The sequence below is a fragment of the Pseudomonas sp. NFPP07 genome, from assembly GCF_900115645.1.
GTDB lineage: Bacteria > Pseudomonadota > Gammaproteobacteria > Pseudomonadales > Pseudomonadaceae > Aquipseudomonas > Aquipseudomonas chlororaphis.
In genome coordinates this window covers 408,238-432,430 of record NZ_FOXG01000002.1, presented here as the reverse complement: position 1 = coordinate 432,430, position 24,193 = coordinate 408,238, and the positions used below count along the sequence as shown (strand labels likewise).

The 24,193-nt window shown below is 62.9% G+C and carries 23 protein-coding genes; 16 read left to right on the top strand and 7 right to left on the bottom strand.

The genetic code is table 11. The features are described from left to right. Nucleotides 1-12: 12 nt before the first annotated feature. The 3 genes from BM019_RS07035 to BM019_RS07025 all read right to left on the bottom strand — a co-directional run bounded on the left by BM019_RS07035 (nucleotide 13) and on the right by BM019_RS07025 (nucleotide 2,142). Nucleotides 13-744, bottom strand: coding sequence for a GntR family transcriptional regulator (locus BM019_RS07035; protein ID WP_016702727.1), 732 nt, complete (start codon nucleotides 742-744; stop codon nucleotides 13-15). A 295-nt stretch (nucleotides 745-1,039) separates the two neighbouring features. Beyond that, nucleotides 1,040-1,543, bottom strand: a complete 504-nt coding sequence (locus tag BM019_RS07030; protein WP_009042315.1) for a L,D-transpeptidase family protein — start codon at nucleotides 1,541-1,543, stop codon at nucleotides 1,040-1,042. Nucleotides 1,544-1,590: 47 nt separating this feature from the next. Further along, entirely contained in the window at nucleotides 1,591-2,142 is a 552-nt protein-coding gene (locus BM019_RS07025) for an NUDIX hydrolase (RefSeq protein WP_009042316.1), read from the bottom strand. A 147-nt stretch (nucleotides 2,143-2,289) separates the two neighbouring features. On the opposite strand from BM019_RS07025, the gene BM019_RS07020 reads away from it, so the two are divergent. The 5 genes from BM019_RS07020 to purT all read left to right on the top strand — a co-directional run bounded on the left by BM019_RS07020 (nucleotide 2,290) and on the right by purT (nucleotide 5,528). Then, the gene (locus BM019_RS07020) at nucleotides 2,290-2,889 is read left to right on the top strand and encodes a CoA pyrophosphatase (protein ID WP_092417912.1); all 600 of its coding nucleotides are present in this window, start codon (nucleotides 2,290-2,292) and stop codon (nucleotides 2,887-2,889) included. Between the two features lie 66 nt (nucleotides 2,890-2,955). Continuing rightward, nucleotides 2,956-3,480: a gamma carbonic anhydrase family protein gene (locus tag BM019_RS07015; RefSeq protein WP_007927713.1), complete on the top strand. Its 525-nt coding sequence runs from the start codon at nucleotides 2,956-2,958 to the stop codon at nucleotides 3,478-3,480. Continuing rightward, on the top strand, nucleotides 3,477-3,689 hold the full coding sequence (locus BM019_RS07010) for a DUF1289 domain-containing protein (RefSeq protein ID WP_092417911.1): 213 nt from the start codon (nucleotides 3,477-3,479) through the stop codon (nucleotides 3,687-3,689). Before BM019_RS07015 ends, BM019_RS07010 begins: the two co-directional genes overlap by 4 nt. A gap of 86 nt (nucleotides 3,690-3,775) precedes the next feature. Then, nucleotides 3,776-4,243: a VUT family protein gene (locus tag BM019_RS07005; RefSeq protein ID WP_009042319.1), complete on the top strand. Its 468-nt coding sequence runs from the start codon at nucleotides 3,776-3,778 to the stop codon at nucleotides 4,241-4,243. A 103-nt stretch (nucleotides 4,244-4,346) separates the two neighbouring features. Further along, complete coding sequence (gene purT / locus BM019_RS07000) at nucleotides 4,347-5,528, top strand: formate-dependent phosphoribosylglycinamide formyltransferase (RefSeq protein WP_009047140.1); 1,182 nt, start codon at nucleotides 4,347-4,349, stop codon at nucleotides 5,526-5,528. A gap of 92 nt (nucleotides 5,529-5,620) precedes the next feature. Here purT and BM019_RS06995 read toward each other — a convergent pair whose 3' ends face one another. From BM019_RS06995 to ccsA, 3 genes are all read right to left on the bottom strand, one after another. Then, a complete protein-coding gene (locus BM019_RS06995; protein ID WP_092417910.1) occupies nucleotides 5,621-6,937 on the bottom strand; it encodes an MFS transporter in 1,317 nt (438 codons plus the stop codon). A gap of 375 nt (nucleotides 6,938-7,312) precedes the next feature. Continuing rightward, entirely contained in the window at nucleotides 7,313-8,551 is a 1,239-nt protein-coding gene (locus tag BM019_RS06990; RefSeq protein ID WP_009042321.1) for a transporter associated domain-containing protein, read from the bottom strand. 12 nt (nucleotides 8,552-8,563) lie between these two features. Then, nucleotides 8,564-9,376, bottom strand: a complete 813-nt coding sequence (ccsA, locus tag BM019_RS06985) for a cytochrome C assembly family protein (protein WP_007927682.1) — start codon at nucleotides 9,374-9,376, stop codon at nucleotides 8,564-8,566. Between the two features lie 198 nt (nucleotides 9,377-9,574). Between ccsA and ffh the strand changes: the two genes are divergently transcribed. From ffh to BM019_RS06955, 6 genes are all read left to right on the top strand, one after another. Next, complete coding sequence (ffh, locus tag BM019_RS06980) at nucleotides 9,575-10,951, top strand: signal recognition particle protein (RefSeq protein ID WP_007927681.1); 1,377 nt, start codon at nucleotides 9,575-9,577, stop codon at nucleotides 10,949-10,951. 248 nt (nucleotides 10,952-11,199) lie between these two features. Further along, on the top strand, nucleotides 11,200-11,451 hold the full coding sequence (gene rpsP / locus BM019_RS06975) for a 30S ribosomal protein S16 (RefSeq protein ID WP_007927680.1): 252 nt from the start codon (nucleotides 11,200-11,202) through the stop codon (nucleotides 11,449-11,451). A gap of 5 nt (nucleotides 11,452-11,456) precedes the next feature. After that, nucleotides 11,457-11,993: a ribosome maturation factor RimM gene (rimM, locus tag BM019_RS06970; protein ID WP_007927679.1), complete on the top strand. Its 537-nt coding sequence runs from the start codon at nucleotides 11,457-11,459 to the stop codon at nucleotides 11,991-11,993. Between the two features lie 2 nt (nucleotides 11,994-11,995). Beyond that, nucleotides 11,996-12,748, top strand: coding sequence for a tRNA (guanosine(37)-N1)-methyltransferase TrmD (gene trmD, locus BM019_RS06965; protein ID WP_007927678.1), 753 nt, complete (start codon nucleotides 11,996-11,998; stop codon nucleotides 12,746-12,748). 45 nt (nucleotides 12,749-12,793) lie between these two features. Beyond that, nucleotides 12,794-13,144 carry a 50S ribosomal protein L19 gene (gene rplS / locus BM019_RS06960; protein WP_007927677.1) on the top strand — a complete coding sequence of 117 codons (351 nt, stop codon included), beginning with the start codon at nucleotides 12,794-12,796 and terminating at the stop codon, nucleotides 13,142-13,144. 91 nt (nucleotides 13,145-13,235) lie between these two features. Continuing rightward, nucleotides 13,236-13,649, top strand: coding sequence for an acyl-CoA thioesterase (locus tag BM019_RS06955; protein ID WP_007927676.1), 414 nt, complete (start codon nucleotides 13,236-13,238; stop codon nucleotides 13,647-13,649). Between the two features lie 59 nt (nucleotides 13,650-13,708). On the opposite strand, the gene BM019_RS06950 is transcribed toward BM019_RS06955, so the two are convergent. Next, complete coding sequence (locus tag BM019_RS06950; RefSeq protein ID WP_092417909.1) at nucleotides 13,709-15,517, bottom strand: cation:proton antiporter; 1,809 nt, start codon at nucleotides 15,515-15,517, stop codon at nucleotides 13,709-13,711. Between the two features lie 107 nt (nucleotides 15,518-15,624). Between BM019_RS06950 and xerD the strand changes: the two genes are divergently transcribed. The 5 genes from xerD to BM019_RS06925 all read left to right on the top strand — a co-directional run bounded on the left by xerD (nucleotide 15,625) and on the right by BM019_RS06925 (nucleotide 24,141). Further along, complete coding sequence (xerD, locus tag BM019_RS06945; protein ID WP_092417908.1) at nucleotides 15,625-16,521, top strand: site-specific tyrosine recombinase XerD; 897 nt, start codon at nucleotides 15,625-15,627, stop codon at nucleotides 16,519-16,521. Between the two features lie 207 nt (nucleotides 16,522-16,728). Then, nucleotides 16,729-17,460 carry a thioredoxin fold domain-containing protein gene (locus BM019_RS06940; RefSeq protein WP_007927673.1) on the top strand — a complete coding sequence of 244 codons (732 nt, stop codon included), beginning with the start codon at nucleotides 16,729-16,731 and terminating at the stop codon, nucleotides 17,458-17,460. Between the two features lie 131 nt (nucleotides 17,461-17,591). Further along, on the top strand, nucleotides 17,592-18,896 hold the full coding sequence (locus tag BM019_RS06935; protein ID WP_007927672.1) for a homoserine dehydrogenase: 1,305 nt from the start codon (nucleotides 17,592-17,594) through the stop codon (nucleotides 18,894-18,896). Between the two features lie 104 nt (nucleotides 18,897-19,000). Continuing rightward, nucleotides 19,001-20,410: a threonine synthase gene (thrC, locus tag BM019_RS06930; protein ID WP_092417907.1), complete on the top strand. Its 1,410-nt coding sequence runs from the start codon at nucleotides 19,001-19,003 to the stop codon at nucleotides 20,408-20,410. Between the two features lie 155 nt (nucleotides 20,411-20,565). After that, nucleotides 20,566-24,141: a transporter substrate-binding domain-containing protein gene (locus BM019_RS06925; RefSeq protein WP_092417906.1), complete on the top strand. Its 3,576-nt coding sequence runs from the start codon at nucleotides 20,566-20,568 to the stop codon at nucleotides 24,139-24,141. The last annotated feature ends 52 nt before the right edge of the window (nucleotides 24,142-24,193 follow it).

The window sequence follows — 24,193 nt, the reverse complement described above, 5'->3', positions numbered from 1 at the left end:
CAGCGGTCGGGTTTAGCGACGTAGCTCGGCGACGAAGTCGTAGTAGTCGTTGCGGCAATAGGTGTCGGTGACTTCGATCGGCGTGTTGTCCTCGAGGTAGCCGACACGGGTCATCAGCAGCATCGCGGTGCCGGGGGCGATGCCCACCAGGGCGGCGAACTCGGCGGAGGCGTTGATCGCCTGGATGTGCTGCAGGGCGCGGACCACCGGGCGGCCGATGCCATCGAGGTAGGCGTAGAGCGAGTCGCCGATGGCGTCCGGCTGGGCAATGATCGAGGCCGGCAGGGTGCTCATTTCGATCGCCATCACCGTGTCGTCGGCTTTGCGCAGGCGCTTGAGGCGCGCCACCTTGTCGTTCGGCGACAGGCCGAGGCGGATCAGTTCTTCGTGGGTCGGCGTGGTGATTTCCCGCTCCAGCCATTGGGATCCGGGCACGAAGCCCTTGAGGCGGAGCATTTCGCTGAAGCCCGACAGCCGCGACAGCGGTTGTTCCAGGCGCGGGGTAATGAAGGTGCCGGAGCCCTGGCTGCGGCGGATCAGGCCCTGTTCGAACAGCACTTCCAGGGCCTTGCGCGCGGTCACGCGGGAGATATTGAGCATCTCGCTCAGGTTGCGTTCCGAGGGCAGGGCCTGTTCGGCTTTCCACTGGCCGGCATGGATCGCAGCTTCAAGGTTGCGCGCCAGTTGCAGGTACAGCGGGGTCGGCTGGGTATCGTCAGGGCGCAGGGCCAGGATGTGGTTCATCTGTCGAGATTCCGATGCGTTATTGGTTTGTTGTCGCCCGGTAATGTGGAAAAAACTAATACCACTTAAATACCATGTCAACGCCAGTAGTGTGACGATGACGCACGAAAACGGGCGCTTTATGGGCGTTGGTGGGGATGGTTTGGGGAAGTGGTATTAGAGCGGTCTGGCCGTGAATGCGAAAATCGCAGGGGCGGCGGTTTTTCGAGCGGGAATTGGTATTCACCTTTCGAAGCCGGCGCGGCCTGCGATTTTTTTTGTAACTGAGGTGTTTTAGCGGCGTTTCAACGAGGAATCAGGGGCGGATTTCGATCATCGTGCCGTCCGGGACCAGGCCCCAGACTTCGCGCATGTCGACGTTGCGCATGGCGATGCAGCCGTCGGTCCAGTCCAGGGTATGGAAGTACTGCTCGGGGTAGTCTTCGCTGTCCGGGGTACCGTGGATCATGATCATGCCGCCGGGCTCCACGCCCTCGCGGCGCGAACGGGCGGAGTCGCTGATGTTCGGGTAGGAGATATGCATGGCCAGGTTGAAGCGGTCGCTGGTCTTGCGCCAGTCCAGCCAGTAGAAGCCTTCCGGAGTGCGCTTGTCGCCTTCCATGAGCTTCGGCCCCTTGGGTCGTTTACCCAGGGAAATGCGGTAGGTCTTGATGGGTTTGCCGTCGTTGATCAGTTGCAACTGATGGGCCGACTTGAGGACCAGGACTTTTTCGATGACCTTGCCGTTCAGGGTATCCGTCGCGGAGGCGTGGGAGACCGCGATAACCGAGCAGCAGAAAAGAGCGAGCAACCAGCGCATGAAACGATATCCCTAAGAGTACACAGGTGCCGCGTACGTTTTGTTGTTTAAGTGAGGGCCGGCTGAGCCAGGGGCGGAATGGACTCGGAGCGCACGGGGTATTGCTCGTTCCGCCGGTCAGCGAAGAAACATTCTAAGGTACGCCCGACCGTGCGAAAAGCCAGCTCGGACCAGGGGATGTCGGCTTCTTCGAAAAGCCGGACCTCCAGGCTCTCTTCGCCGGCGGCGAAATCCAGGTCCGCCAGCTCGGCGCGGAAGAAGACATGCACCTGGCTGATGTGCGGGACGTCGATCAAGGTATAGATGCTCAGGTTGCGGACCCGGGCGCAGGCTTCCTCGAATGTCTCGCGAATTGCCGCCTGTTCGACGGTCTCGCCGTTCTCCATGAAACCGGCCGGCAGCGTCCAGTAACCACGACGCGGCTCGATCGCGCGTCGGCACAGCAGCACCTGGGTACCCCAGGTCGGCAGGCAGCCGGCGACTATGTTCGGGTTCTGGTAATGGATGGTCTGGCAGTTGTCGCAGACAAAACGCAGGCGCGAATCGCCTTCGGGAATGCGCTGGGTGACCGGGTGACCGCACTGGCTGCAGAATTTCATGCTGGGTATCCGAAAAGGCTGCGCCTATCTTGGCGTGCACGGGGCTTTGTCGGCAAGTTGTCGTTACGCGACATGGCGTGGATCGGGGCTTGGGCGGTCGGTTTGTTTGGTGCATGATGCAAGGTAGTCGACAGATCGAGAAGACTCATGCTGGACGAGCTACTGCACCGGGTAAGCAACCATACGCCGCGACCGCTGGAGACGGATCGACGTTTCCCCGAGGCCGCCGTGCTGGTGCCCATTACCCGCAGTGACGAGCCTGAGCTGGTGCTGACCCTGCGTGCCAAAGGATTGTCCACCCACGGCGGCGAAGTGGCGTTCCCCGGCGGCCGCCGCGACCCGGAAGATCCCGACCTGATTTTTACCGCCCTGCGCGAAGCCGAAGAGGAAATCGGTCTGCCTCCAGGGCTGGTGGAAGTGATCGGCCCCCTGAGCCCGCTGATTTCCCTGCACGGGATCAAGGTCACGCCCTATGTCGGGGTGATTCCCGATTACGTCGAGTACCTGGCCAATGACGCCGAGATCGCCGCGGTGTTCAGCGTGCCGCTGGAGTTTTTCCGCCAGGATCCGCGCGAGCATACCCACCGTATCGATTATCAGGGCCGCAGCTGGTACGTGCCGAGCTACCGCTTCGGCGAGTTCAAGATCTGGGGCCTGACGGCGATCATGATCGTCGAGCTGATCAACCTGCTGTATGACGCCCAGATCAGCCTGCACCAGCCGCCCAAAAGCTTTATCAATATTTGAAGCCATCGCTCGTATGGCCTGAACCCCACTGTGTATATGAACCTGCCTGGCCTTGAGGACAACAATATGAAATACCGCCTGGGCGACGCCCGTGTCGAAACCCACCCGCAAAGCTGGGTCGCACCCAATGCCACGCTGGTGGGCAAGGTCAAGCTGGAGGAGGGGGCCAACGTCTGGTTCAACGCGGTGCTGCGTGGCGACAACGAGCTGATCCTGATCGGCAGGAACAGCAACGTGCAGGACGGCACGGTGATGCATACCGACATGGGCTTTCCGCTGACCATCGGCACCGGCGTGACCATTGGCCACAACGCCATGCTGCATGGCTGCACCGTCGGCGACTACAGCCTGATCGGCATCAACGCGGTGATTCTCAACGGCGCGAAGATCGGCAAGAACTGCATCATCGGCGCCAACTCGCTGATCGGCGAAGGCAAGGAGATCCCCGACGGTTCGCTGGTGATGGGCTCGCCGGGCAAGGTGGTCCGTGAACTGACCGAGCAGCAGAAGAAGATGCTCGAGGCCAGCGCCGCGCACTATGTGCATAATTCCCAACGTTACGCCCGCGATCTGGCCGAGCAAGAACAATGACCGAACCCGAAAAACCCGTCCGTTCGCCCTGCGTGAGCATTTGCGCGCTGGACGATGACGATATCTGCACCGGTTGCCAGCGCACGGTGAGCGAGATCACCCGCTGGAGCCGCATGGACAACGCCGAGCGCCGTGAGGTGCTGGCGCTGTGTCATGAGCGCGCCAAGTCCAGCGGGCTGCTGTGGATGATCGGCACCCAGCCCGGCTAGACGGCTATCGCCGGCCAGCTCCCGTCTGGCCCATCCCACCCGCCTGAAGTACCCTGTGCGCCTTACTGACAGGTACTTTTCGCCCCATGCTCTTCCTGATCGCCTATATCGGCAGTGTCGTGCTGATCAACTACGCTTTTTCTACCGCTCCGCACCTGGACATCATCTGGTCGGCCTGGGGCGGGCTGGTGTTCGTCCTGCGGGATATGGTGCAAACCCGCTTCGGTCATGGCGCGCTCGTCGCCATGCTGGTGGCGCTGGTACTGTCCTACGTGACCTCCGACCCGGCCATCGCCCTGGCCAGCGCCACGGCGTTCGCGGTCTCCGAGTGCATCGACTGGCTGGTGTTCAGCATCACCAAGCGCCCACTGCACGACCGCCTGTGGATAAGTTCGGCGTTGAGCATTCCCCTGGACACCTTTATCTTTTTCGGACTGATCGATGCATTGACCCCGGGCGTGATCCTCACCGCGCTGGGTTCTAAGTTCGCCGGCGTGACCGTGGTCTGGCTGGCCATGGCCTGGCGTTTGCGCAAGGCGGCGTGCGCCGGCTGAGGCCAAAGCGCGCGGTTCATGTAAAATGCCGCGCTTTCTTCCCCATGGGCCGCCCGCCTGGTGCGCGACCCTCGATGATCCGCTCCTTTTTGAGGACCTTCAGATGACCCGTATCGGAACTCCATTGTCGCCAACCGCGACCCGCGTTTTGCTGTGTGGCTGTGGTGAGTTGGGCAAGGAAGTGGTGATCGAGCTGCAACGCCTGGGCGTTGAGGTGATTGCCGTGGATCGCTACGCCAATGCGCCGGCGATGCAGGTCGCCCATCGCAGCCATGTGATCAACATGCTCGACGGCGCCGCGCTGCGCGCAGTGATCGAGGCGGAGAAGCCGCACTTCATCGTGCCGGAGATCGAAGCCATCGCCACCGCCACCCTGGTGGAGCTGGAGTCCGAGGGGTTCACCGTGATCCCCACCGCCCGGGCCGCCCAGTTGACCATGAACCGTGAAGGCATCCGTCGCCTGGCCGCCGAAGAGCTGGACCTGCCGACTTCGCCTTACCACTTCGCCGACACCTTCGAAGACTACCGCAAGGCGGTGGACGACCTGGGCTTCCCTTGCGTGGTCAAGCCGGTGATGAGTTCCTCGGGCAAGGGCCAGAGCCTGCTGCGCAGCGTCGACGACGTGCAGAAGGCCTGGGACTACGCCCAGGAAGGCGGGCGTGCCGGCAAGGGCCGGGTGATCATCGAAGGTTTCATCGATTTCGATTACGAAATCACCCTGTTGACCGTACGCCATGTCGGCGGCACCACCTTCTGCGCGCCGGTCGGTCACCGTCAGGAGAAGGGCGATTATCAGGAGTCCTGGCAGCCCCAGGCCATGAGCCCGAAAGCCCTGGCCGAGTCCGAGCGCGTGGCCAAGGCCGTGACCGAGGCCCTGGGAGGCCGTGGCCTGTTCGGCGTCGAGCTGTTCGTCAAGGGCGATCAGGTCTGGTTCAGCGAAGTGTCGCCGCGTCCCCATGACACCGGCCTGGTGACCCTGATTTCCCAGGACCTGTCGCAGTTCGCCCTGCATGCGCGGGCGATTCTTGGCCTGCCGATCCCGTTGATCCGTCAGTTCGGCCCGTCGGCTTCGGCGGTGATCCTGGTGGAAGGCCAGTCGACCCAGACCGCTTTCGCCAACCTGGGCGCGGCCCTGAGCGAGCCGGATACGGCCCTGCGCCTGTTCGGCAAGCCTGAAGTCAACGGTCAGCGCCGCATGGGCGTGGCCCTGGCGCGCGACGAGTCGATCGAGGCTGCGCGGGCCAAGGCGACCCGCGCTTCCCAGGCGGTCGTTGTAGAACTGTAAAAAGCATCGCGGGCAAGTCGGGTCGCCGTCCGCTCGCTCCTACAAGGGTTGCGCTGAACCTGTAGGAGCGAGCTTGCTCGCGAAGCATTCTTTCAGGCGACCTGGTCCAGGTCGTTATTGCGCGTTTCCTTCAGGCACAGCACAGCGATCAGGCTGAGCACCGCTGCCGCCGACACATAGCCGCCAACCCAACTCAATCCCCCCATCGCCACCAGCTTCTGGGCGAAGAACGGTGCCGCCGAGGCGCCGACGATGCCGCCCAGGTTATAGGCCGCCGATGCGCCGGTATAACGCACGTGGGTCGGGAACAGCTCGGGCAGCAGGGCGCCCATCGGGGCGAAGGTCACGCCCATCAGGAACAGCTCGATGCACAGGAACAGCGCCACGCCCCAGGTCGAGCCCTGGGTCAGCAGCGGTTCCATGGTGAAGCCGGAGAGAATCGCCAGCAGGCCGCCGATGATCAGCACCGGCTTGCGTCCATAGCGGTCGCTGGCCCAGGCCGACAGCGGCGTGGCCGCGGCCATGAACAACACCGCGAAGCACAGCAGGCCGAGGAAGGTTTCGCGGCTGTAGCCGAGGGTCGCGACGCCGTAGCTCAGCGAGAACACCGTCGAGATATAAAACAGCGCGTAACACACCACCATTGCCGAGGCGCCCAGCAGCACCGGCAACCAGTACTGGCTGAACAGCTCGACCAGCGGCATCCTGACCCGCTCCTGGCGGGCGATGGCGTTGGCGAATACCGGGGTTTCATGCAGCTTCAGGCGCACATACAGGCCGACCAGCACCAGCGCAGCGCTGAGCAGGAACGGAATCCGCCAGCCCCAGGAGCGGAACTGTTCGTCGCTCAGGCTCATGGCCAGGGTCAGGAACAGGCCGTTGGCCGCAAGAAAACCGATCGATGGTCCCAACTGCGGGAACATGCCGAACCAGGCGCGTTTGCCTTTGGGCGCGTTTTCCGTGGCGAGCAGCGCGGCGCCGCCCCATTCGCCGCCCAGCCCCAGGCCCTGGCCGAAGCGCAGCAGGCACAACAGGATCGGTGCCCAGGCGCCAATGCTGTCATAGCCGGGCAGCACGCCGATCAGCGTGGTGCACACGCCCATCAGCAGCAGCGATGCCACCAGGGTCGACTTGCGGCCGATCCGGTCGCCGAAGTGGCCGAACAGCGCCGAGCCCAGGGGGCGGGCGAGGAAGGCAATGCCGAAGGTCAGGAATGCCGAGAGCATCTGGGCGGTGCCGGACGTCTGCGGGAAAAATACCGGGCCGATCACCAGTGCGGCGGCGGTGGCATACACGTAGAAATCGTAGAACTCGATGGCGGTGCCGATAAAGCTGGCGGTGGCCACGCGGCTGGCGGAGTTGGTCGGCTGGGCAGGCACGGAGGCGCTGTAAGTGGTGCTGGTCGTCATGCGGTTATCCCTGACAGTCATGTGCTCCATGGGAGCGAATTATTATGGTCGAACACCCAGGGATGTGGGTTTGGCACAGGCGCGGCTCGGGGTGGGAGCGAAGCCTGCCAGAAGCGGGCGGAGCAGGGCAGAAGCCGCTGGGTGCGGGTAGCATGCGGGTTCTGCGGGGCTTGGGTAAGCGGATCGATTATAGGAAGGCCCCTAACGATCAAACAAGCGGGAGTTGCCGCCCTGTAGCCGCTGGCGCAGCCTGCGATCGACGGCGCAGCCAGCGCAAAGTCTGCCTGCGCGGTGTGTCAGGCAGAAGGTGGATGCAGGGTTTGCGACCGCTTCGCGGTCGATCGCAGCCTCGCGGGCTCGGCAGCGGCTACAGGGCTACAGGGCGGGCGCGGTGAGCGGCTTGGTGTGCCAGATCAGCACGCGACTGACCCGGTTGTCCTCGGTTTCGAGGATTTCCAGTCGGTAGCGGCCGATCTTCAGGCAAACGGCGCTGTCGGGAATGGTCTCCAGCGCTTCGGTGACCAGGCCGTTGAGGGTTTTCGGGCCGTCGCAGGGCAGGTGCCAGCCCAGGCTCTTGTTCAGCTCGCGAATCGAGGCGGCGCCTTCGATCACGAAACGTCCGTCGGCCTGGGGATGGATATGCGGGTTGTCGAGGCTGTGCTCGCTTTCGAATTCGCCGACGATTTCTTCGAGGATGTCTTCCAGGGTGACGATGCCCAGCACTTCGCCGTACTCGTCCACCACCATGCCCAGGCGGCGCTGCTGCTTGTGGAAGTTCAGCAGTTGCAGCTGCAGCGGGGTGCTTTCCGGCACGAAGTAAGGTTCGTGGCAGGCCGCCAGCAGCGCCTCCTGGGTCAGGCTGGCATCCGCCAGCAGGTGACGGATCTGGCGGGTGTTGAGGACCGCCTCGACCTGGTTGATATCGCTGTGGAACACCGGCAGGCGGGTGCGCTTGGACAGGCGCAGCTGCTCGATGATGTCGGCGATGGGGTCGTCGAGGTTGATCCCGTCGACCTCGCTGCGCGGCACCAGGATGTCATTGACGGTGATGTTGTCCAGGGCATGGATGCCCGACACAGGGTGCGGACGGCCGTTGGCATGTTCCTCGGCGCCGTCCGGGTCGGCGGCCTGCTCGTCTTCGCTCTGCTTGACGGCGCCGGCCTTGCGGGTGAAGGGGCGCAGCAACAGCTGGCTGATGCTGTCGAGCAGCCAGGCCGCGGGGTAGATGATCTTCAGCGGCACGCCCAGCAGGGTATTGCCCAGGCTGAGGATCGCATCCGGATAACGGGTGGCCAGGGTGCGCGGGAGGTAGTCGGCGAGTACCAGCAGCACGCTGGTGGCGAGCAGGCAGGCCAGCCAGGGGCCGTTTTCCGCCCACTGCAGGAGCGCCAGCAAGGTACTGATGATGACCGCCAGCACCCGGCACAGGGTGTTGCAGAGAATCAGGCTGTCGCGCGGGAAGCTCAGGCGCGCCAGCGGTTTGTCGCCGGAGCGCGAAGCGGTGCGCAGGGTCAGCAGGTGTTGCTGGGCGGCTTCGATGGCGGTGAACAGCCCCGACCACAGCACCAGCAAGGCCAGGACCACGAGCATCGGCTCTATGGGCAGGTTGTCCATTATCGCCGCTCGTCAGATATGCAGGATGTATTCACGGACCAGCTTGCTGCCGAAGTACGCCAGCATCAGCAGGCAGAAGCCGGCCAGGGTCCAGCGAATCGCCTTGTGTCCGCGCCAGCCGAGGCGGTTGCGGCCCCACAGCAGCACGCTGAACACCACCCAGGCCAGGCAGGCCAGCAGGGTCTTGTGCACCAGGTGCTGGGCGAACAGGTTCTCGACGAACAGCCAGCCGGAGATCAGCGACAGCGAAAGCAGGGTCCAGCCGGCCCAGAGAAAGCCGAACAGCAGGCTTTCCATGGTCTGCAGCGGCGGAAAGTTCTTGATCAGCCCGGATGGGTGCTTGTGCTTGAGCTGGTGGTCCTGCACCAGCAGCAACAGGGCCTGGAACACGGCGATGGTGAACATGCCGTAGGCGAGGATCGACAGCAGGATATGGGCGAGGATGCCTGGCTCTTCGTCGATCACCGGCACCGTGCCGGTGGGCACGAACTGCGCCAGCAGCACGGTCAGCGCCCCCAGCGGAAACAGCAGGACCAGCAGGTTCTCCACCGGAATGCGCGAGCAGGCCAGCAGGGTCAGGGCAATCACCGCGGCGGCGATCAGGCTGGCGGCGCTGAAGAAGTCCAGGCCCAGGCCCACGGGCGTCATCAGGTGGGTCAGGAGGCTGGCGCTGTGGGCAAGCAGGGCAAGGATGCCGAGCGAGACCAGCAGGCGCTTGTTCGTCTTGGCGGCTTGAGCCAGACGAGTGCCTTGATAGAGGGTCGCAGCGGCATAGAGACAGGCGGCGGCGAGGGTGGTTAGCAAGCTGGGTGACAAGGGGAGCATAAATCCTGTTAGGCAAGCCCGAAAGTCGTTGAGTTTGGCATAGAACCGCCATCACACGAAAGACCGTGCAACCAGACGGCGGCTGTGCGTCGCACGCAGTCTTCGCTATAATCCGCGACCTGCCCACGGAGCCCCTCTTTATATAGGGGCCCCGAGCCGCCATTACCTCGGTCTACTTAGGGCCTGAAAGGATCGCGCATGTTTGAAAACCTAACCGACCGTCTCTCGCAGACGCTGCGCCATGTCACCGGCAAGGCCAAGCTGACCGAGGACAACATCAAAGACACCCTGCGCGAAGTGCGCATGGCGTTGCTCGAAGCCGACGTCGCCCTGCCGGTGGTCAAGGATTTCGTCAACTCGGTGAAGGAACGTGCGGTCGGCACTGAAGTGTCGCGCAGCCTGACCCCGGGCCAGGCGTTCGTGAAGATCGTCCAGGCCGAACTCGAAAGCCTGATGGGCGCGGCCAACGAAGATTTGAACCTGAGCGCCGTGCCGCCTGCCGTCGTGCTGATGGCCGGTTTGCAGGGCGCCGGCAAGACCACCACCGCCGGCAAGCTCGCGCGCTTCCTTAAAGAGCGCAAGAAGAAGAGCGTGATGGTGGTATCCGCCGACGTTTACCGTCCGGCGGCGATCAAGCAGCTCGAAACCCTGGCCAATGACATTGGCGTGACCTTCTTCCCGTCCGACCTGAGCCAGAAGCCGGTCGCGATCGCCGAAGCGGCTATTAAAGAAGCCAAGCTCAAGTTCATCGACGTGGTCATCGTCGACACCGCCGGTCGTCTGCACATCGACGCCGACATGATGGATGAGATCCAGGCGTTGCACGCGGCGGTCAAGCCGGTGGAAACCCTGTTCGTGGTCGACGCCATGACCGGCCAGGACGCCGCCAATACGGCCAAGGCCTTTGGCGACGCACTGCCGCTGACCGGCGTGATCCTGACCAAGGTCGACGGCGATGCCCGTGGCGGCGCCGCGCTGTCGGTGCGTGCAATCACCGGCAAGCCGATCAAGTTCATCGGTATGGGCGAGAAGAGCGAAGCGCTCGAGCCGTTCCACCCTGAGCGTATCGCTTCGCGCATCCTCGGCATGGGCGACGTGCTCAGCCTGATCGAGCAGGCCGAACAGACCCTCGATAAGGAAAAAGCCGACAAGCTGGCGAAAAAGCTGAAAAAAGGCAAAGGCTTCGACCTCGAAGACTTCCGCGACCAGCTGCAACAGATGAAGAACATGGGCGGCCTCGGTGGCCTGATGGACAAGCTGCCGAATATCGGTGGCGTGAACCTGGCGCAAATGGGCAATGCTCAGGGCGCGGCCGAGAAGCAGTTCAAGCAGATGGAAGCCATCATCAACTCCATGACCCCGGCCGAGCGCCGCGACCCTGAGCTGATCAGCGGTTCGCGCAAGCGTCGGATCGCCATGGGTTCCGGCACCCAGGTGCAGGACATCGGTCGCTTGATCAAGCAGCACAAGCAGATGCAGAAGATGATGAAGAAATTCTCCGCCAAGGGCGGGATGGCGAAAATGATGCGCGGCATGGGCGGAATGTTGCCCGGCGGCGGCATGCCGAAGATCTGAAGAATCCACGCCGGCAGCCATGCCGGCGTTTCCCGCGGGGACGCGGGACCTCCAGCAAACCCGCGCTTGGCGGGAGCTGACTTGCCGTTGTTGCCAACGGCCCTATAGCAAATCTGGATGGCAGCCGGTAGGCGCCGGAAAAAGTCATTTGCAAAAGTCCGGATATTCCTTAGAATATGCGGCCTTTCGGGCACCCATGCCCGCTGTGCATTTAGATTTGCAGCACCGACTACAGGAACGATGTTCACATGCTAACAATCCGTCTTGCCCTTGGCGGCTCCAAAAAGCGCCCGTTTTACCACTTGACCGTGACCGACAGCCGCAACCCACGCGACGGTTCGCACAAAGAACAAGTTGGCTTCTTCAACCCGATCGCTCGTGGTCAAGAAGTCCGCCTGTCCGTGAACCAAGAGCGCGTAGCCTACTGGCTGAGCGTTGGTGCACAACCGTCTGAGCGCGTTGCTCAGCTGTTGAAGGAATCGGCTAAGGCTGCAGCCTGAACCCTATGAACGCGACGCCTGCTCCTGCTGATGATTTGATCGTTATCGGCAAAATCTACTCTGTTCACGGCGTTCGCGGCGAAGTGAAGGTTTATTCCTTTACTGATCCGATTAAAAACCTGTTGGATTACAAAACCTGGACGCTCAAGCGCGAAGGTAGCGTGAAACAGGTTGAGCTGGTCAGCGGACGCGGGAATGAAAAATTCCTGGTCGCAAAGCTCAAGGGTCTCGATGATCGTGAAGAAGCGCGTCTTCTGGCCGGTTATGAGATCTGCGTGCCGCGCAACCTGTTCCCTGAACTGACCGACGGCGAGTACTACTGGTACCAGCTGCAAGGTCTCAAGGTCATCGACACTCACGGACAACTGTTCGGGAAGATCGATCACCTGCTGGAGACCGGCTCGAACGATGTAATGGTGGTCAAGCCTTGCGCTGGCAGCCTGGATGATCGCGAACGCCTGTTGCCCTATACCGAGCAATGCGTGTTGGCCGTCGACCTGGCAGCGGGCGAGATGAAGGTGGATTGGGACGCGGACTTCTGAACGTGGCTAGCCTGCGCGTAGAAGTGATCAGTTTGTTTCCCGAGATGTTTTCCGCCATCAGCGACTACGGCATAACCAGCCGCGCGGTGAAACAGGGGCTCTTGCAGCTGACCTGTTGGAATCCGCGAGACTACACCACGGATCGACATCACACTGTGGACGATCGCCCATTTGGCGGTGGCCCGGGCATGGTGATGAAGATCAAGCCCCTGGAAGATGCTCTGGTTCAGGCCAGGCAGGCAGCCGGGGAGGGCGCGAAGGTGATTTACCTGTCGCCCCAAGGCCGCAAACTGACTCAGTCGGCGGTACGCGAGTTGGCGAATGAGGATGCATTGATCCTGATTGCCGGTCGTTATGAAGGCATTGACGAGCGTTTTATTGAAGCTCATGTCGATGAAGAGTGGTCGATTGGCGACTATGTACTCTCCGGTGGCGAGCTGCCGGCGATGGTCCTGATTGATGCGGTTACGCGACTGCTGCCCGGAGCTTTAGGGCATGCGGATTCCGCGGAGGAAGATTCCTTCACGGATGGTCTGCTGGATTGCCCGCACTACACCCGACCGGAGGTGTATGCGGATCAGCGTGTTCCCGACGTGTTGCTGAGTGGCAACCACGCACACATCCGGCGTTGGCGTTTACAGCAGTCCCTTGGTCGGACCTATGAACGACGCGCCGATCTTCTGGAAAGCCGCTCGCTTTCTGGAGAAGAGAAGAAGCTGCTCGAGGAATACATCCGCGAGCGGGACGATAGTTAACAACGTATCGATGGTAGATCCGACGATTTACCTTAGGAGCACAGCATGACCAACAAAATCATTCTTGCACTCGAAGCAGAGCAGATGACCAAAGAGATCCCAGCCTTTGCCCCGGGCGACACCATTGTCGTTCAGGTGAAAGTGAAGGAAGGCGATCGTTCCCGTCTGCAAGCGTTCGAAGGCGTTGTAATCGCCAAGCGTAACCGCGGCGTGAACAGTGCATTCACCGTTCGTAAAATCTCCAACGGTGTTGGCGTAGAGCGTACTTTCCAGACCTACAGCCCGCAAATCGACAGCATGGCTGTCAAGCGTCGCGGTGACGTACGTAAAGCCAAGCTGTACTACCTGCGCGACCTGTCGGGTAAAGCAGCTCGCATCAAGGAAAAACTGGTTTAAGTCCAGCTTCCGATGCAGAAAAAAGCAGCCTACGGGCTGCTTTTTTGTTGCCCGTCATTTATCCCCGAATTGTGTTTCAGGCAGTAGAACCATGAGCCCCCGCGAGCAAGAGATCCAACGCCGGACCGAGTTGTCGGTGACCCGCGTGACCAAGGCGGTATTCCCGTCGACCACCAACCACCACAACACCCTGTTCGGCGGCACGGCGCTGGCCTGGATGGACGAAGTGTCGTTCATCGCCGCGACCCGTTTCTGCCGGTTGCCGCTGGTGACCGTGTCCACCGACCGTATCGACTTCAATCACCCGATTGCCGCCGGCTCCATCGTCGAGCTGGTGGGACGGGTGGTAAAGGTCGGCAATACCAGCCTCAAGGTCGAGGTTGAAGTGTTCGTCGAGAGCATGAGCTGCGATGGGCGAGAGAAGGCCATCCATGGCCTGTTCAGCTTTGTCGCCATCGATGATGACAAACGCCCGGTACCGGTGCTGCCGGGGTTTGTCGACTGATAGTGGATTGATCAAAAGCAAGCTCGCGGTTACAGGCGCGAGCTTGCCGGCGATATGTTTCAGCCCGCCGTCGTATCCTTCTGAATCAACGCCACCAGGGTCCATCCCGCGGAGGGCTTGAGGGCGCTGCCTGGCGTTACCACATGCACCCAGCCGCTGTTGTCGCGAGCGAACAGCAGAGTCGCCCGCTCACCATGCAACGCCTGGTAATCCTCCCAGCCAAAACCTTCGGTCAGGTTGGTGCTGTACAGCTCCGCACCCTGTCCCAGCAGGCTGGCCAGTTTGCTGTAGGACAGCGTCTCGTTACCCAGCAGGTGTCCGCGATGTTCATGGCTGGCCCGGTGCTTGTCGGTGCGCCGGCTTTCCTGGCTGTTGGCCAGGCCGAACAGGCGCTGATGGCCGAAGTCGTGGCGAAAACGCATGGAGGCCAAGGTGTTCAATTCGCCGGAAGGCGACAGCGCCAGCAGATGGCCAAGCCCCACCAGGTCCAGATGGGCATCGGCATGTTGCGATGCCGGGTTGCCGAAATAGGTCGGCAGGCCGTCCATACGCGCGGCACGGATGTTTTCCCAGCTCGAATCGGTCAGCAGAACGCGGCTGCCCAGTTGTTGCAGGGCCTTGCCGATGGCTCGCGCCGGAGCGTTCGCGCCGACGATCAGGAAACCGCTTGGCGCCGGTTCCGCGACCTTCAGCAGGCGGGCCAGCGGCCGCGCGGTGGCGCTTTGCAGTACCACGGTGCCGATGATCACGGCAAAGGTCAGCGGCACCAGCAGCAACGCGCCTTCATGACCGGCCTGGTCCAGGCGAATGGCGAAGATCGCCGAGACCGCCGCGGCAACGATGCCTCGGGGCGCGATCCAGGCCAGCAGAGCCCGCTCGCGCCAGCTCAGGTTCGAGCCAGCGGTGGACAGCAGTACGTTCAATGGCCGGGCGATGAACTGGATCACCAGCAGCAGAATCAACACCAGCGGCCCCAGGGCGATCAGGGCATGCAGGTCCAGGCGCGCCGCCAGCAGGATGAACAGCCCGGAAATCAGCAGCACGCTGAGGTTTTCCTTGAAGTGCAGGATGTGCCGGACGTCGACGTCCTTCATGTTGGCCATCCACATGCCCATCAGGGTCACGGCCAGCAGGCCGGATTCATGCACCACCTGGTTGGCGCCGATGAAGATGCCCAGCACCGCTGCCAGCGTGGCCAGGTTGTGCAGGTATTCCGGCAGCCACTGGCGGCGCATGATGGTGCCCAGCACCCAGCCGCCGACGATGCCGAACAGGCTGCCGCAGAGGATCACCCCGCCGAAGGTCATCAGGCTGTGCTGCAGGCCCTGGCCCTCGGCGCTGGCGATGATGAAGCTGTAGACCACCACCGCCAGCAGGGCACCGATCGGGTCGATGACGATGCCTTCCCAGCGCAGGATGTTGGCGATCGACGCCTTGGGCCGCACCACCCGCAGCATGGGCACGATCACGGTGGGCCCGGTGACCAGGGTCAGGGTGCCGAACAGCAGCGCCAGCAGCCAGTCGAAGCCCAGCAGCCAGTGGGTGGCCAGGGTGATCACTGCCCAGGTCGAAAGGGCGCCGATGGTCACCAGCCGGTGCACCACCTTGCCGATCTCACGCCACTCCGACAGGTGCAGGGTCAGGCTGCCTTCAAACAGGATCAAGGCCACCGCCAGCGACACCAGTGGCATCAGCAGCGGGCCGAACAGTTCCTGCGGGTCGAGCCAGCCCAGGACCGGGCCGGCGAGAATGCCGCTCAACAGCAGGAACAGAATGGCCGGCAGTTTCAGGCGCCAGGCCAGCCATTGGCAGCCCACTGCCGCCACGCCTATGCCGCCAAAGGCCAACAGAATCTGTTGTTCGTTCATTGAAGCTCCCTGTTCCTTGAAATAGCGGGCTATGAAAGACTAGCGACCCTCTGCACAGTTCACTATTTATTTGCGCCCGGCCTCAAGGCCGCGCCTTTCGAGTATTTATGCCTGCCATCGACCATCCCCTGATAGACCGTTTCCTCGATGCGCTATGGCTGGAAAAAGGCCTTTCGGACAACACCCGAGAGGCCTATCGCAGCGACCTGGCGTTGTTCAACGGTTGGCTGCAAGAGAAGGGGCTGGAGCTGAAAGAGGCCGGCCGCGAGCTGATTCTCGACCACCTCGCCTGGCGGGTGGAGCAGGCCTACAAGCCACGCTCGACCGCGCGTTTTCTCTCCGGGGTGCGCGGCTTCTATCGTTACCTGCTGCGGGAAAAACTGATCGCCGTGGACCCCACGCTGCAAGTCGACATGCCGCAGCTGGGGCGGCCGTTGCCCAAGTCCCTGTCGGAGGCCGATGTCGAGGCCCTGCTGGCCGCTCCCGACCTCAGCGAGGCTATCGGCCAGCGCGATCGCGCCATGCTTGAAGTCCTGTATGCCTGCGGCCTGCGGGTGACCGAGCTGATCAGCCTGACCCTGGAGCAGGTCAACCTGCGCCAGGGCGTGTTGCGGGTGATGGGCAAGGGCAGCAAGGAGCGCCTGGTGCCGATGGGCGAGGAAGCGATTGTCTGGGTCGAGCGCTACATGCGCGATGCCCGGGGCGAGCTGCTCGGCGGGCGGCCCAGCGATGTGCTGTTCCCCAGCCAGCGTGGCGAGCAGATGACCCGGCAGACCTTCTGGCACCGGATCAAGCATCAGGCCAAGGTCGCCGGGATCGGCAAGTCGCTGTCGCCGCACACCTTGCGGCACGCCTTCGCCACCCATCTGCTCAACCACGGTGCCGACCTGCGGGTGGTGCAGATGCTGCTTGGCCACAGCGATCTGTCGACCACCCAGATCTACACCCATGTCGCCCGGGCCCGTTTGCAGGAGCTGCATGCCAAGCACCATCCCCGCGGTTGAGTGGGGTGTCGGTCGCCGCGAACGTCGGCTGAGGCGACCCGGAAGAGGTTCCGCGCCGATCGGCAAATGACCGGCTTGGCTCAGCGGGAGCCCGCCAGGCGGGCCTTATGTGGTAGGCTTTGCCGGTTTGCAAAGTGGGCCGTTATGACCCGGTGTTCCAGTACGGGCGTTCTGACCGTCCCATTTGTCCGCCTTCAGGAGTTCCCAATGCGCGTGACCCAGATAATCGCCGCCGCAGCCATTGCGTTGGCCAGTACCTTTGTTATGGCCGATGACGCCGCCGAAAAAGCGATTCGTAAAAGCCTCCAAGGCCTGCAGCTCGAAGTCCCGGTAGAAAGCATCAGCGCCAGCCCGCTGCCCGGTGTCTATGAAGTCAAGCTCAAGGGCAGCCGCGTGCTGTACGCCAGCGCCGACGGCCAGTTCGTGATGCAGGGCTACCTGTTCCAGCTCAAGGACGGCAAGCCGGTCAACCTGACCGAAAAGACCGAGCGCCTGGGCGTGGCCAAGCTGATCAACGCCATTCCGGTCGCTGAAACCGTGGTCTACCCGGCCATCGGCGAAACCAAGACCCACATCACCGTCTTCACCGACACCACCTGCCCGTACTGCCACAAGCTGCACGCCGAAGTGCCCGAGCTGAACAAGATGGGCGTGGAAGTACGTTATGTCGCCTTCCCGCGCCAGGGCCTGGGTTCGCCGGGCGACGAGCAGTTGCAGGCGGTCTGGTGCTCGGCCGACAAGAAAGCGGCCATGGACAAGATGGTCGATGGCAAGGAAATCAAGGCCGCCAAGTGCGCCAACCCGGTTTCCAAGCAATTCGCCCTGGGCCAGTCGATCGGGGTGAACGGCACGCCGGCCATCGTTTTGGCCGACGGCCAAGTGATTCCGGGCTACCAGCCTGCGCCACAAGTCGCCAAACTGGCGCTGGGCGCGAAATAATCCTGCGTCGTCGAGCCTTTGACGATCATGACGCGGCGGTTGTGGCCGACGCGTCATTAATAGAGAGCCGTGTGGTTTGCGGCTGTTTTCCACGGCCGACCTAGTGTCGGCCGTTTCATGGGGAGTTCAGAGTGAATCCGGTCAAAGTGGGCATCTGTGGGCTGGGTACCGTCGGTGGCGGTACCTTCAATGTACTTCAGCGTAACGCCGAGGAAATTGCTCGTCGTGCCGGGCGTGGAATCGAAGTGGCACAAATTGCCATGCGCACGCCAAAGCCTCAGTTCCAAACGACCGGTATTGCGATTACCAACGATGTGTTCGAAGTGGCCACGAACCCTGAGATCGACATCGTCATAGAGCTGATGGGCGGCTATACCGTTGCCCGCGAGCTGGTACTCAAGGCCATCGAGCATGGTAAACATGTGGTCACCGCCAACAAGGCGCTTATCGCCGTACACGGTAACGAAATTTTCGCCAAGGCCCGTGAGAAGGGTGTGATCGTGGCGTTCGAGGCCGCCGTGGCGGGTGGTATTCCAGTCATCAAGGCGATCCGCGAAGGCCTGTCGGCCAACCGTATCAACTGGGTGGCCGGGATCATCAACGGCACTGGCAACTTCATCCTCACCGAAATGCGCGAGAAGGGTCGCACCTTCGAAGACGTGCTGGTCGAGGCCCAGGCCCTGGGTTACGCCGAAGCCGACCCGACCTTCGACGTCGAAGGCATCGACGCCGCGCACAAGCTGACCATCCTGGCATCTATCGCCTTTGGTATCCCGCTGCAGTTCGACAAGGCCTACACCGAAGGCATCACCAAGCTGACCACCGCCGACGTGAACTACGCCGAGGCCCTGGGCTATCGCATCAAGCACCTGGGCGTGGCCCGCCGCACCGATGCCGGCATCGAGCTGCGCGTGCACCCGACGCTGATCCCGGCCGATCGCCTGATCGCCAACGTCAATGGTGTGTTCAACGCGGTGATGGTCAATGGCGACGCCGTCGGCTCCACCCTGTACTACGGCGCCGGCGCCGGCATGGAGCCGACCGCTTCGTCGGTGATCGCCGACCTGGTGGACGTGGTTCGCGCCATGACCAGCGACCCGGAAAACCGTGTGCCGCACCTGGCCTTCCAGCCGGACTCGCTGTCGGCGCACCCGATCCTGCCGATCGAGGCCTGCGAAAGCGCCTACTATCTGCGGATCCAGGCCAAGGATCACCCGGGCGTACTGGCCCAGGTGGCGAGCATCCTCTCCGAGCGCGGCATCAACATCGAGTCGATCATGCAGAAAGAGGTCGAAGAACACGACGGCCTGGTGCCGATGATCCTGCTGACCCACCGTGTGGTGGAACAGCGCATCAACGATGCGATCACCGCGCTGGAAGCCCTGCAGGGCGTGGTCGGTCCGGTCGTGCGGATCCGTGTCGAACATCTGAATTAATTCAGCGGCAAGCGCCAAGCCGCAAGCTGCAAGTAAAAGCCGATTCGCTTTGACTTGTCGCCTGTCACTTGAAGCTTGCAGCTCCACACCAAAGGTTTGCTTATATGCGTTACATCAGCACCCGCGGCCAGGCACCGGCCCTGAATTTCGAAGACGTCCTGCTGGCCGGCCTGGCGAGCGACGGCGGTCTGTACGTACCGGAAAACCTGCCACGTTTCACCCAGGAGGAAATCGCTTCCTGGGCCGGCCTGCCGTATCACGAGCTGGCGTTCCGGGTGATGCGCCCGTTCGTCACCGGCAGCATTCCGGATGCCGACTTCAAGAAGATCCTCGAGGAAACCTACGGCGCTTTCTCCCACAACGCCATCGCCCCGCTGCGCCAGCTCAACGGCAACGAGTGGGTCCTGGAGCTGTTCCACGGCCCGACCCTGGCGTTCAAGGACTTCGCCCTGCAACTGCTGGGTCGCCTGCTGGACTACGTGCTGGAGAAGCGCGGCGAGCGCGTGGTGATCATCGGCGCCACTTCCGGCGATACCGGTTCGGCCGCCATCGAAGGCTGCAAGCGCTGCGACAACGTCGATATCTTCATCCTGCACCCGCACAACCGTGTGTCCGAAGTGCAGCGCCGGCAGATGACCACCATCTTCGGCGAGAACATCCACAACATCGCCATCGAAGGCAACTTCGACGACTGCCAGGAAATGGTCAAGGCCAGCTTCGCCGACCAGGGCTTCCTCAAGGGCACCCGCCTGGTGGCGGTGAACTCGATCAACTGGGCGCGGATCATGGCCCAGATCGTCTACTACTTCCACGCGGCCCTGCAGCTGGGCGGCCCGGCGCGTTCGGTGGCGTTCTCGGTGCCGACTGGCAACTTCGGCGATATCTTCGCCGGTTACCTGGCGCGCAACATGGGCCTGCCGATCAATCAGCTGATCGTCGCCACCAACCGCAACGACATCCTGCACCGCTTCATGAGCGGCAACCAGTACGTCAAGGAAACCCTGCACGCCACCCTGTCGCCGTCGATGGACATCATGGTCTCGTCGAACTTCGAGCGCCTGCTGTTCGACCTGCACGGTCGCAACGGTGCCGCGCTGGCTCAGCTGATGGACTCCTTCAAGCAGGGTGGCGGTTTCAGCGTCGAGCAGGAGCGCTGGACCGAAGCGCGCAAGCTGTTCGACTCCCTGGCCGTGGACGACGCCCAGACCTGCGAGACCATCGCCGAAGTCTTCGCCCAGACTGGCGAAGTGCTCGACCCGCACACCGCGATCGGCGTCAAGGCCGCCCGTGAGTGCCGTCGCAGCCTGGACATCCCGATGGTGGTGCTGGGCACCGCGCATCCGGTGAAGTTCCCGGAAGCGGTGGAAAAGGCCGGGGTCGGCAAGGCCCTGGAATTGCCAGCGCACCTGTCCGACCTGTTCGAGCGCGAAGAGCGTTGCACCGTCCTGGCCAACGACCTGAAGGCCGTCCAGGCCTTTGTCAGCCAGCACGGCAATCGCGGCAAACCGCTCTGATCTACTGACATCGATCGTCAACAAGGCCCGTCTCTGACGGGCCTTGTCTTTTTATACACAGGCTGTTTATCGCGGCGTGCCTTCAATGACGGAGCTCAAGGATGGAGCATCAAGGACAGGGCGGCGACGCGTCGAGGATCATTCACAGGATGCTTATGTTGCTGCGCCCGGTTTTGCGCACATTGATGGTTTTGGCGACGCTGGCCCTGGCCCCGTGCCTGATGGCGGCGCAGAACCTGCCCTTCAAGCTGGTGCCGGCCTTCGTCGAACTGGAGCCGCTCACCCTGGCCCCGGCCGAACGGCAATGGCTGGCGGGCCGGGGCACCTTGAAGGTGGGCATTTCGATCGATGACTACCAGCCGATCGACATCACGCGCGACCGCAATCGTTACCAGGGCATCAGCGCCGACTACCTGAGCCTGGTCGGCGAACGCCTGGGCGTGTCCCTGGAAGTCCTGGGGTTCTCTGAGCGTGAACAGGCGGTCGAGGCGTTGCGCACGGGGGCGATCGACATCCTGACCAGCGCCAACGGCTACGAACGTGGCGCCGCGGGGCTGCATTTTTCCAGCGACTACATGCCCGACCGCGCGGTCGTGGTGGTGCGCCGGGACGAGGCGGAAATTCCCGAAGACCTGGCCGGCAAGAAAGTGGTGCTGCTGGAGGGCTATGCGGACGCCAAGGTCGCCCACGCCGCCTATCCCCACAGCCAGATCATTCTCTCGCCCAATCTGTACAGCGGCCTGGAAGCGCTGAAACAGGGGGATGTCGATGCCTTTATCGGCAATGAGGTGATCGTTCGTGCCTACAAGGCGCTGCGCCCTTACCTGGGGTTGCAGATCCGCACCGAAAGCCGGCTGCCGCCGATCGGCTTTGCCTTCGCCACGCGCCAGAGCGACCCGTTGTTGAGCCGCCTGATCGAGCGAGCGCTGGAGAGCATCGACGACTCCACGGATCGGGAGATCCTGGCCCGCTGGACCACCGGGCTGGGCGCCAGCACCAGCGACGAGCGGATCAAGTTGAGCAAGGCGGAGCGCGCCTGGCTGCTCGAACATCAGCATGTGGTAGTGGCTTCCCAGCAGTACCCACCCTATGTGTTCAAGGACAAGGACGGCCAGTGGACCGGGCTGAACATCGACCTGCTCAACCGCATCTCGAGAATGACCGGCCTGCAGTTCATCCAGGAGGAAAGCTTTTCCACGACCCATACTCTGGACCTGCTGCTCAAGGGCCGGGCCCAGATGAACACCACCTTGTCGGCCAATGATGAGCGCTGTGGCTTCCTCGATTTCACCCACCCCTTTGGCGGTTCGGCCTGGGTGTTCGTGGTCCGCGCCGAGGACATCCAGCTCAACACCTTCAGCCAGTTGGCGGGCAGGGTGCTGGCGCTGCCGGCCAAGCATGCGCTGGAAAGCTACGTCCGGCAGAACTACCCGAAGGTCCGCCTGCGTTCGGTCGCTACCTACCAAGAGGCGCGGGCCCTGGTGGCCAATGGCGAGGCCGACGCGACCATCCAGAATGAAGTCGAGGTGCAGGGGTATCCGGCGAACGGGCTGCGCATCGGCCGCAGCGTCGAAGGCAAGTGGTCGGCCGACGAGTTGTCGGTGCGCCGGGACCAGCCCGAGCTGCTGAGCATTCTGAACAAGGCCCTGGAAGCTTTCCCGGTGGCCGAGCTCAGCGCCATCCGCCTGAAGTGGCTGGGGGTGACTCCGGTGCCGGTGCCCATGTGGCAGCGGGTGCCGGTGTGGATCTACTGGGTCACCTTCACCGCCATCCTGTTCGGCCTGCTGTCCCTGGCCTGGAACACCCGGCTCAAGGGGCAGATCCGCCAGCGCCTGCAAGCCGAGCAAAGGCTCAACGACCAGCTGGCGTTCAAGCGCGCCTTGCTCGACGGTATCCCCAACCCGATCTTCGTCCGCGACCTGGCCGGACGCCTGATCACCTGCAACAAAAGCTATGAAATCCAGACCGGCATGCGCCTGGAACAGATCAAGGGGCTGTGTCTGACCGAGCTGGATGTCTTGCCCGAGGCCACGGCTCGGCAGTTGCACCGCGAGTTCCTGGAACTGCTGGAATCCCAGGAGTCGGTGTTCGTCGACCGTCAGATCGAGTCCAGAAGGGGCCCGGTGCATGTCTATCAATGGACGGTGCCGTTCTACAGCGCCCAGGGTGAATTGCAGGGGTTGCTGGGGGGCTGGATCGATATCACCGAGCGCAAGCGCCTGGAGGAAGAGCTGCTGCAAGCGCGTCGCGCGGCGGATCAGGCGAACTACGCCAAGAGCGCCTTTCTCTCGACCATGAGCCACGAGATACGCACGCCGATGAATGCGATCATCGGTTTGCTGGAACTGGAAAAGGAACAGGCGCGCCTGCGCGGCATGCCGTTTTCCGATGCGCTGCGCGTGGCCTACCAATCGGCGCAGGAGCTGGTCGGCCTGATGGGCGACAACCTCGACCTGGCCAAGATCGAGGCCGGGCACATGCAGCTGGCGCCACAGACCGTGGCCCTGCGAGGCTTCTTCGAAGACATACAGCAATTGTTCGAGGTCACCGCGCGCAACAAGGGGCTGCACCTGACACTGGCCTTCGACAAGGCGGCGGACGGCTTCTACTGGCTCGACCCGCTGCGCCTGCGCCAGGTGCTGCACAACCTGCTGAGCAATGCCCTGAAGTTCACCCAGGCCGGCGAGGTGCGGGTGTCCGTGGAGCGCCAGGCCGATGAACATGGCGCCGACCGCTTGTGCATCAGCGTGGCCGACACCGGATCGGGCATCAGCCCCGAGAAACAGGCGAGCCTGTTCGATCCGTTCATTCAGGCCCATCTGCCGACGACGCCGGAGCAGGGCGGCACCGGCCTGGGCCTGAGCATCTGCAAGCAACTGGTGGAGCTGATGGGCGGGCGCATTCTGCTGCAAAGCCAACCCGGCATGGGAACCACCGTGACCCTTGAGCTTTACCCGGAACAGGTGGTCGAGGCTTTCAGCCAGTCGCCCCAGGTGACCCGCGAGCGCCCGCAGAGCCGTCGCATGTCGGTGCTGGTGGTCGACGACGTGCGCGCCAATCGCATGGTGCTCAGCCAGCAACTGATGTTCCTCGGGCACAAGGTGGTGGCGCTCGACAGCGCCGAGGCGGCGCTGGTGCGCTGGCAGGGCGAGGCGTTCGACCTGGTGATGACCGACTGCCACATGCCGGGCATGAACGGTTATCAGCTGAGCGAAGCGATACGGCAGATCGAGGCCCGGGAAGGGCGTGACGCCTGCCCGCTGATCGGTTGCACGGCCAATGCCTTCGAGGATGAGCAGCAGCGCTGCGAGCAGGCCGGCATGGATGAACTGCTGGTCAAGCCGGTGACCCTGGACCGGCTGGCGCAGATGCTTGCGCGCTTCTTGCCGCCGCCGTCCTTCGACATCCAGACCCTGCGCAGCATGACCCAGGCCGACGAGCCGATCCTGCAACGCATGCTGCGCGAGCTGTGGAGCAACCTGGGGCAGGAGCAGGCGGCCCTGGAGTCGGCGGTGCTGGAGCAGGACTGGGCGCGTATCGGCGCGTCCACGCACCGCCTCAAAGGGGTGTGCTGCCTGATCGATGCGCTGCCGCTGGCCCAGGTCTGCATCGACCTGGAGGCCGTTGCCCGGGCTCGCTCGACGGCGGTGCTGGCGGAGCACTGGCTGCGCCTGAAGGAGGCCATCGGCTGCTTGCGCAGCGATATCGAGCCGCACCTGGGTAGCGATTAAGACTTGTCTTATGGGGCGGCCTGCCCGCTGCGATTAACGTACCGGCCCGCTG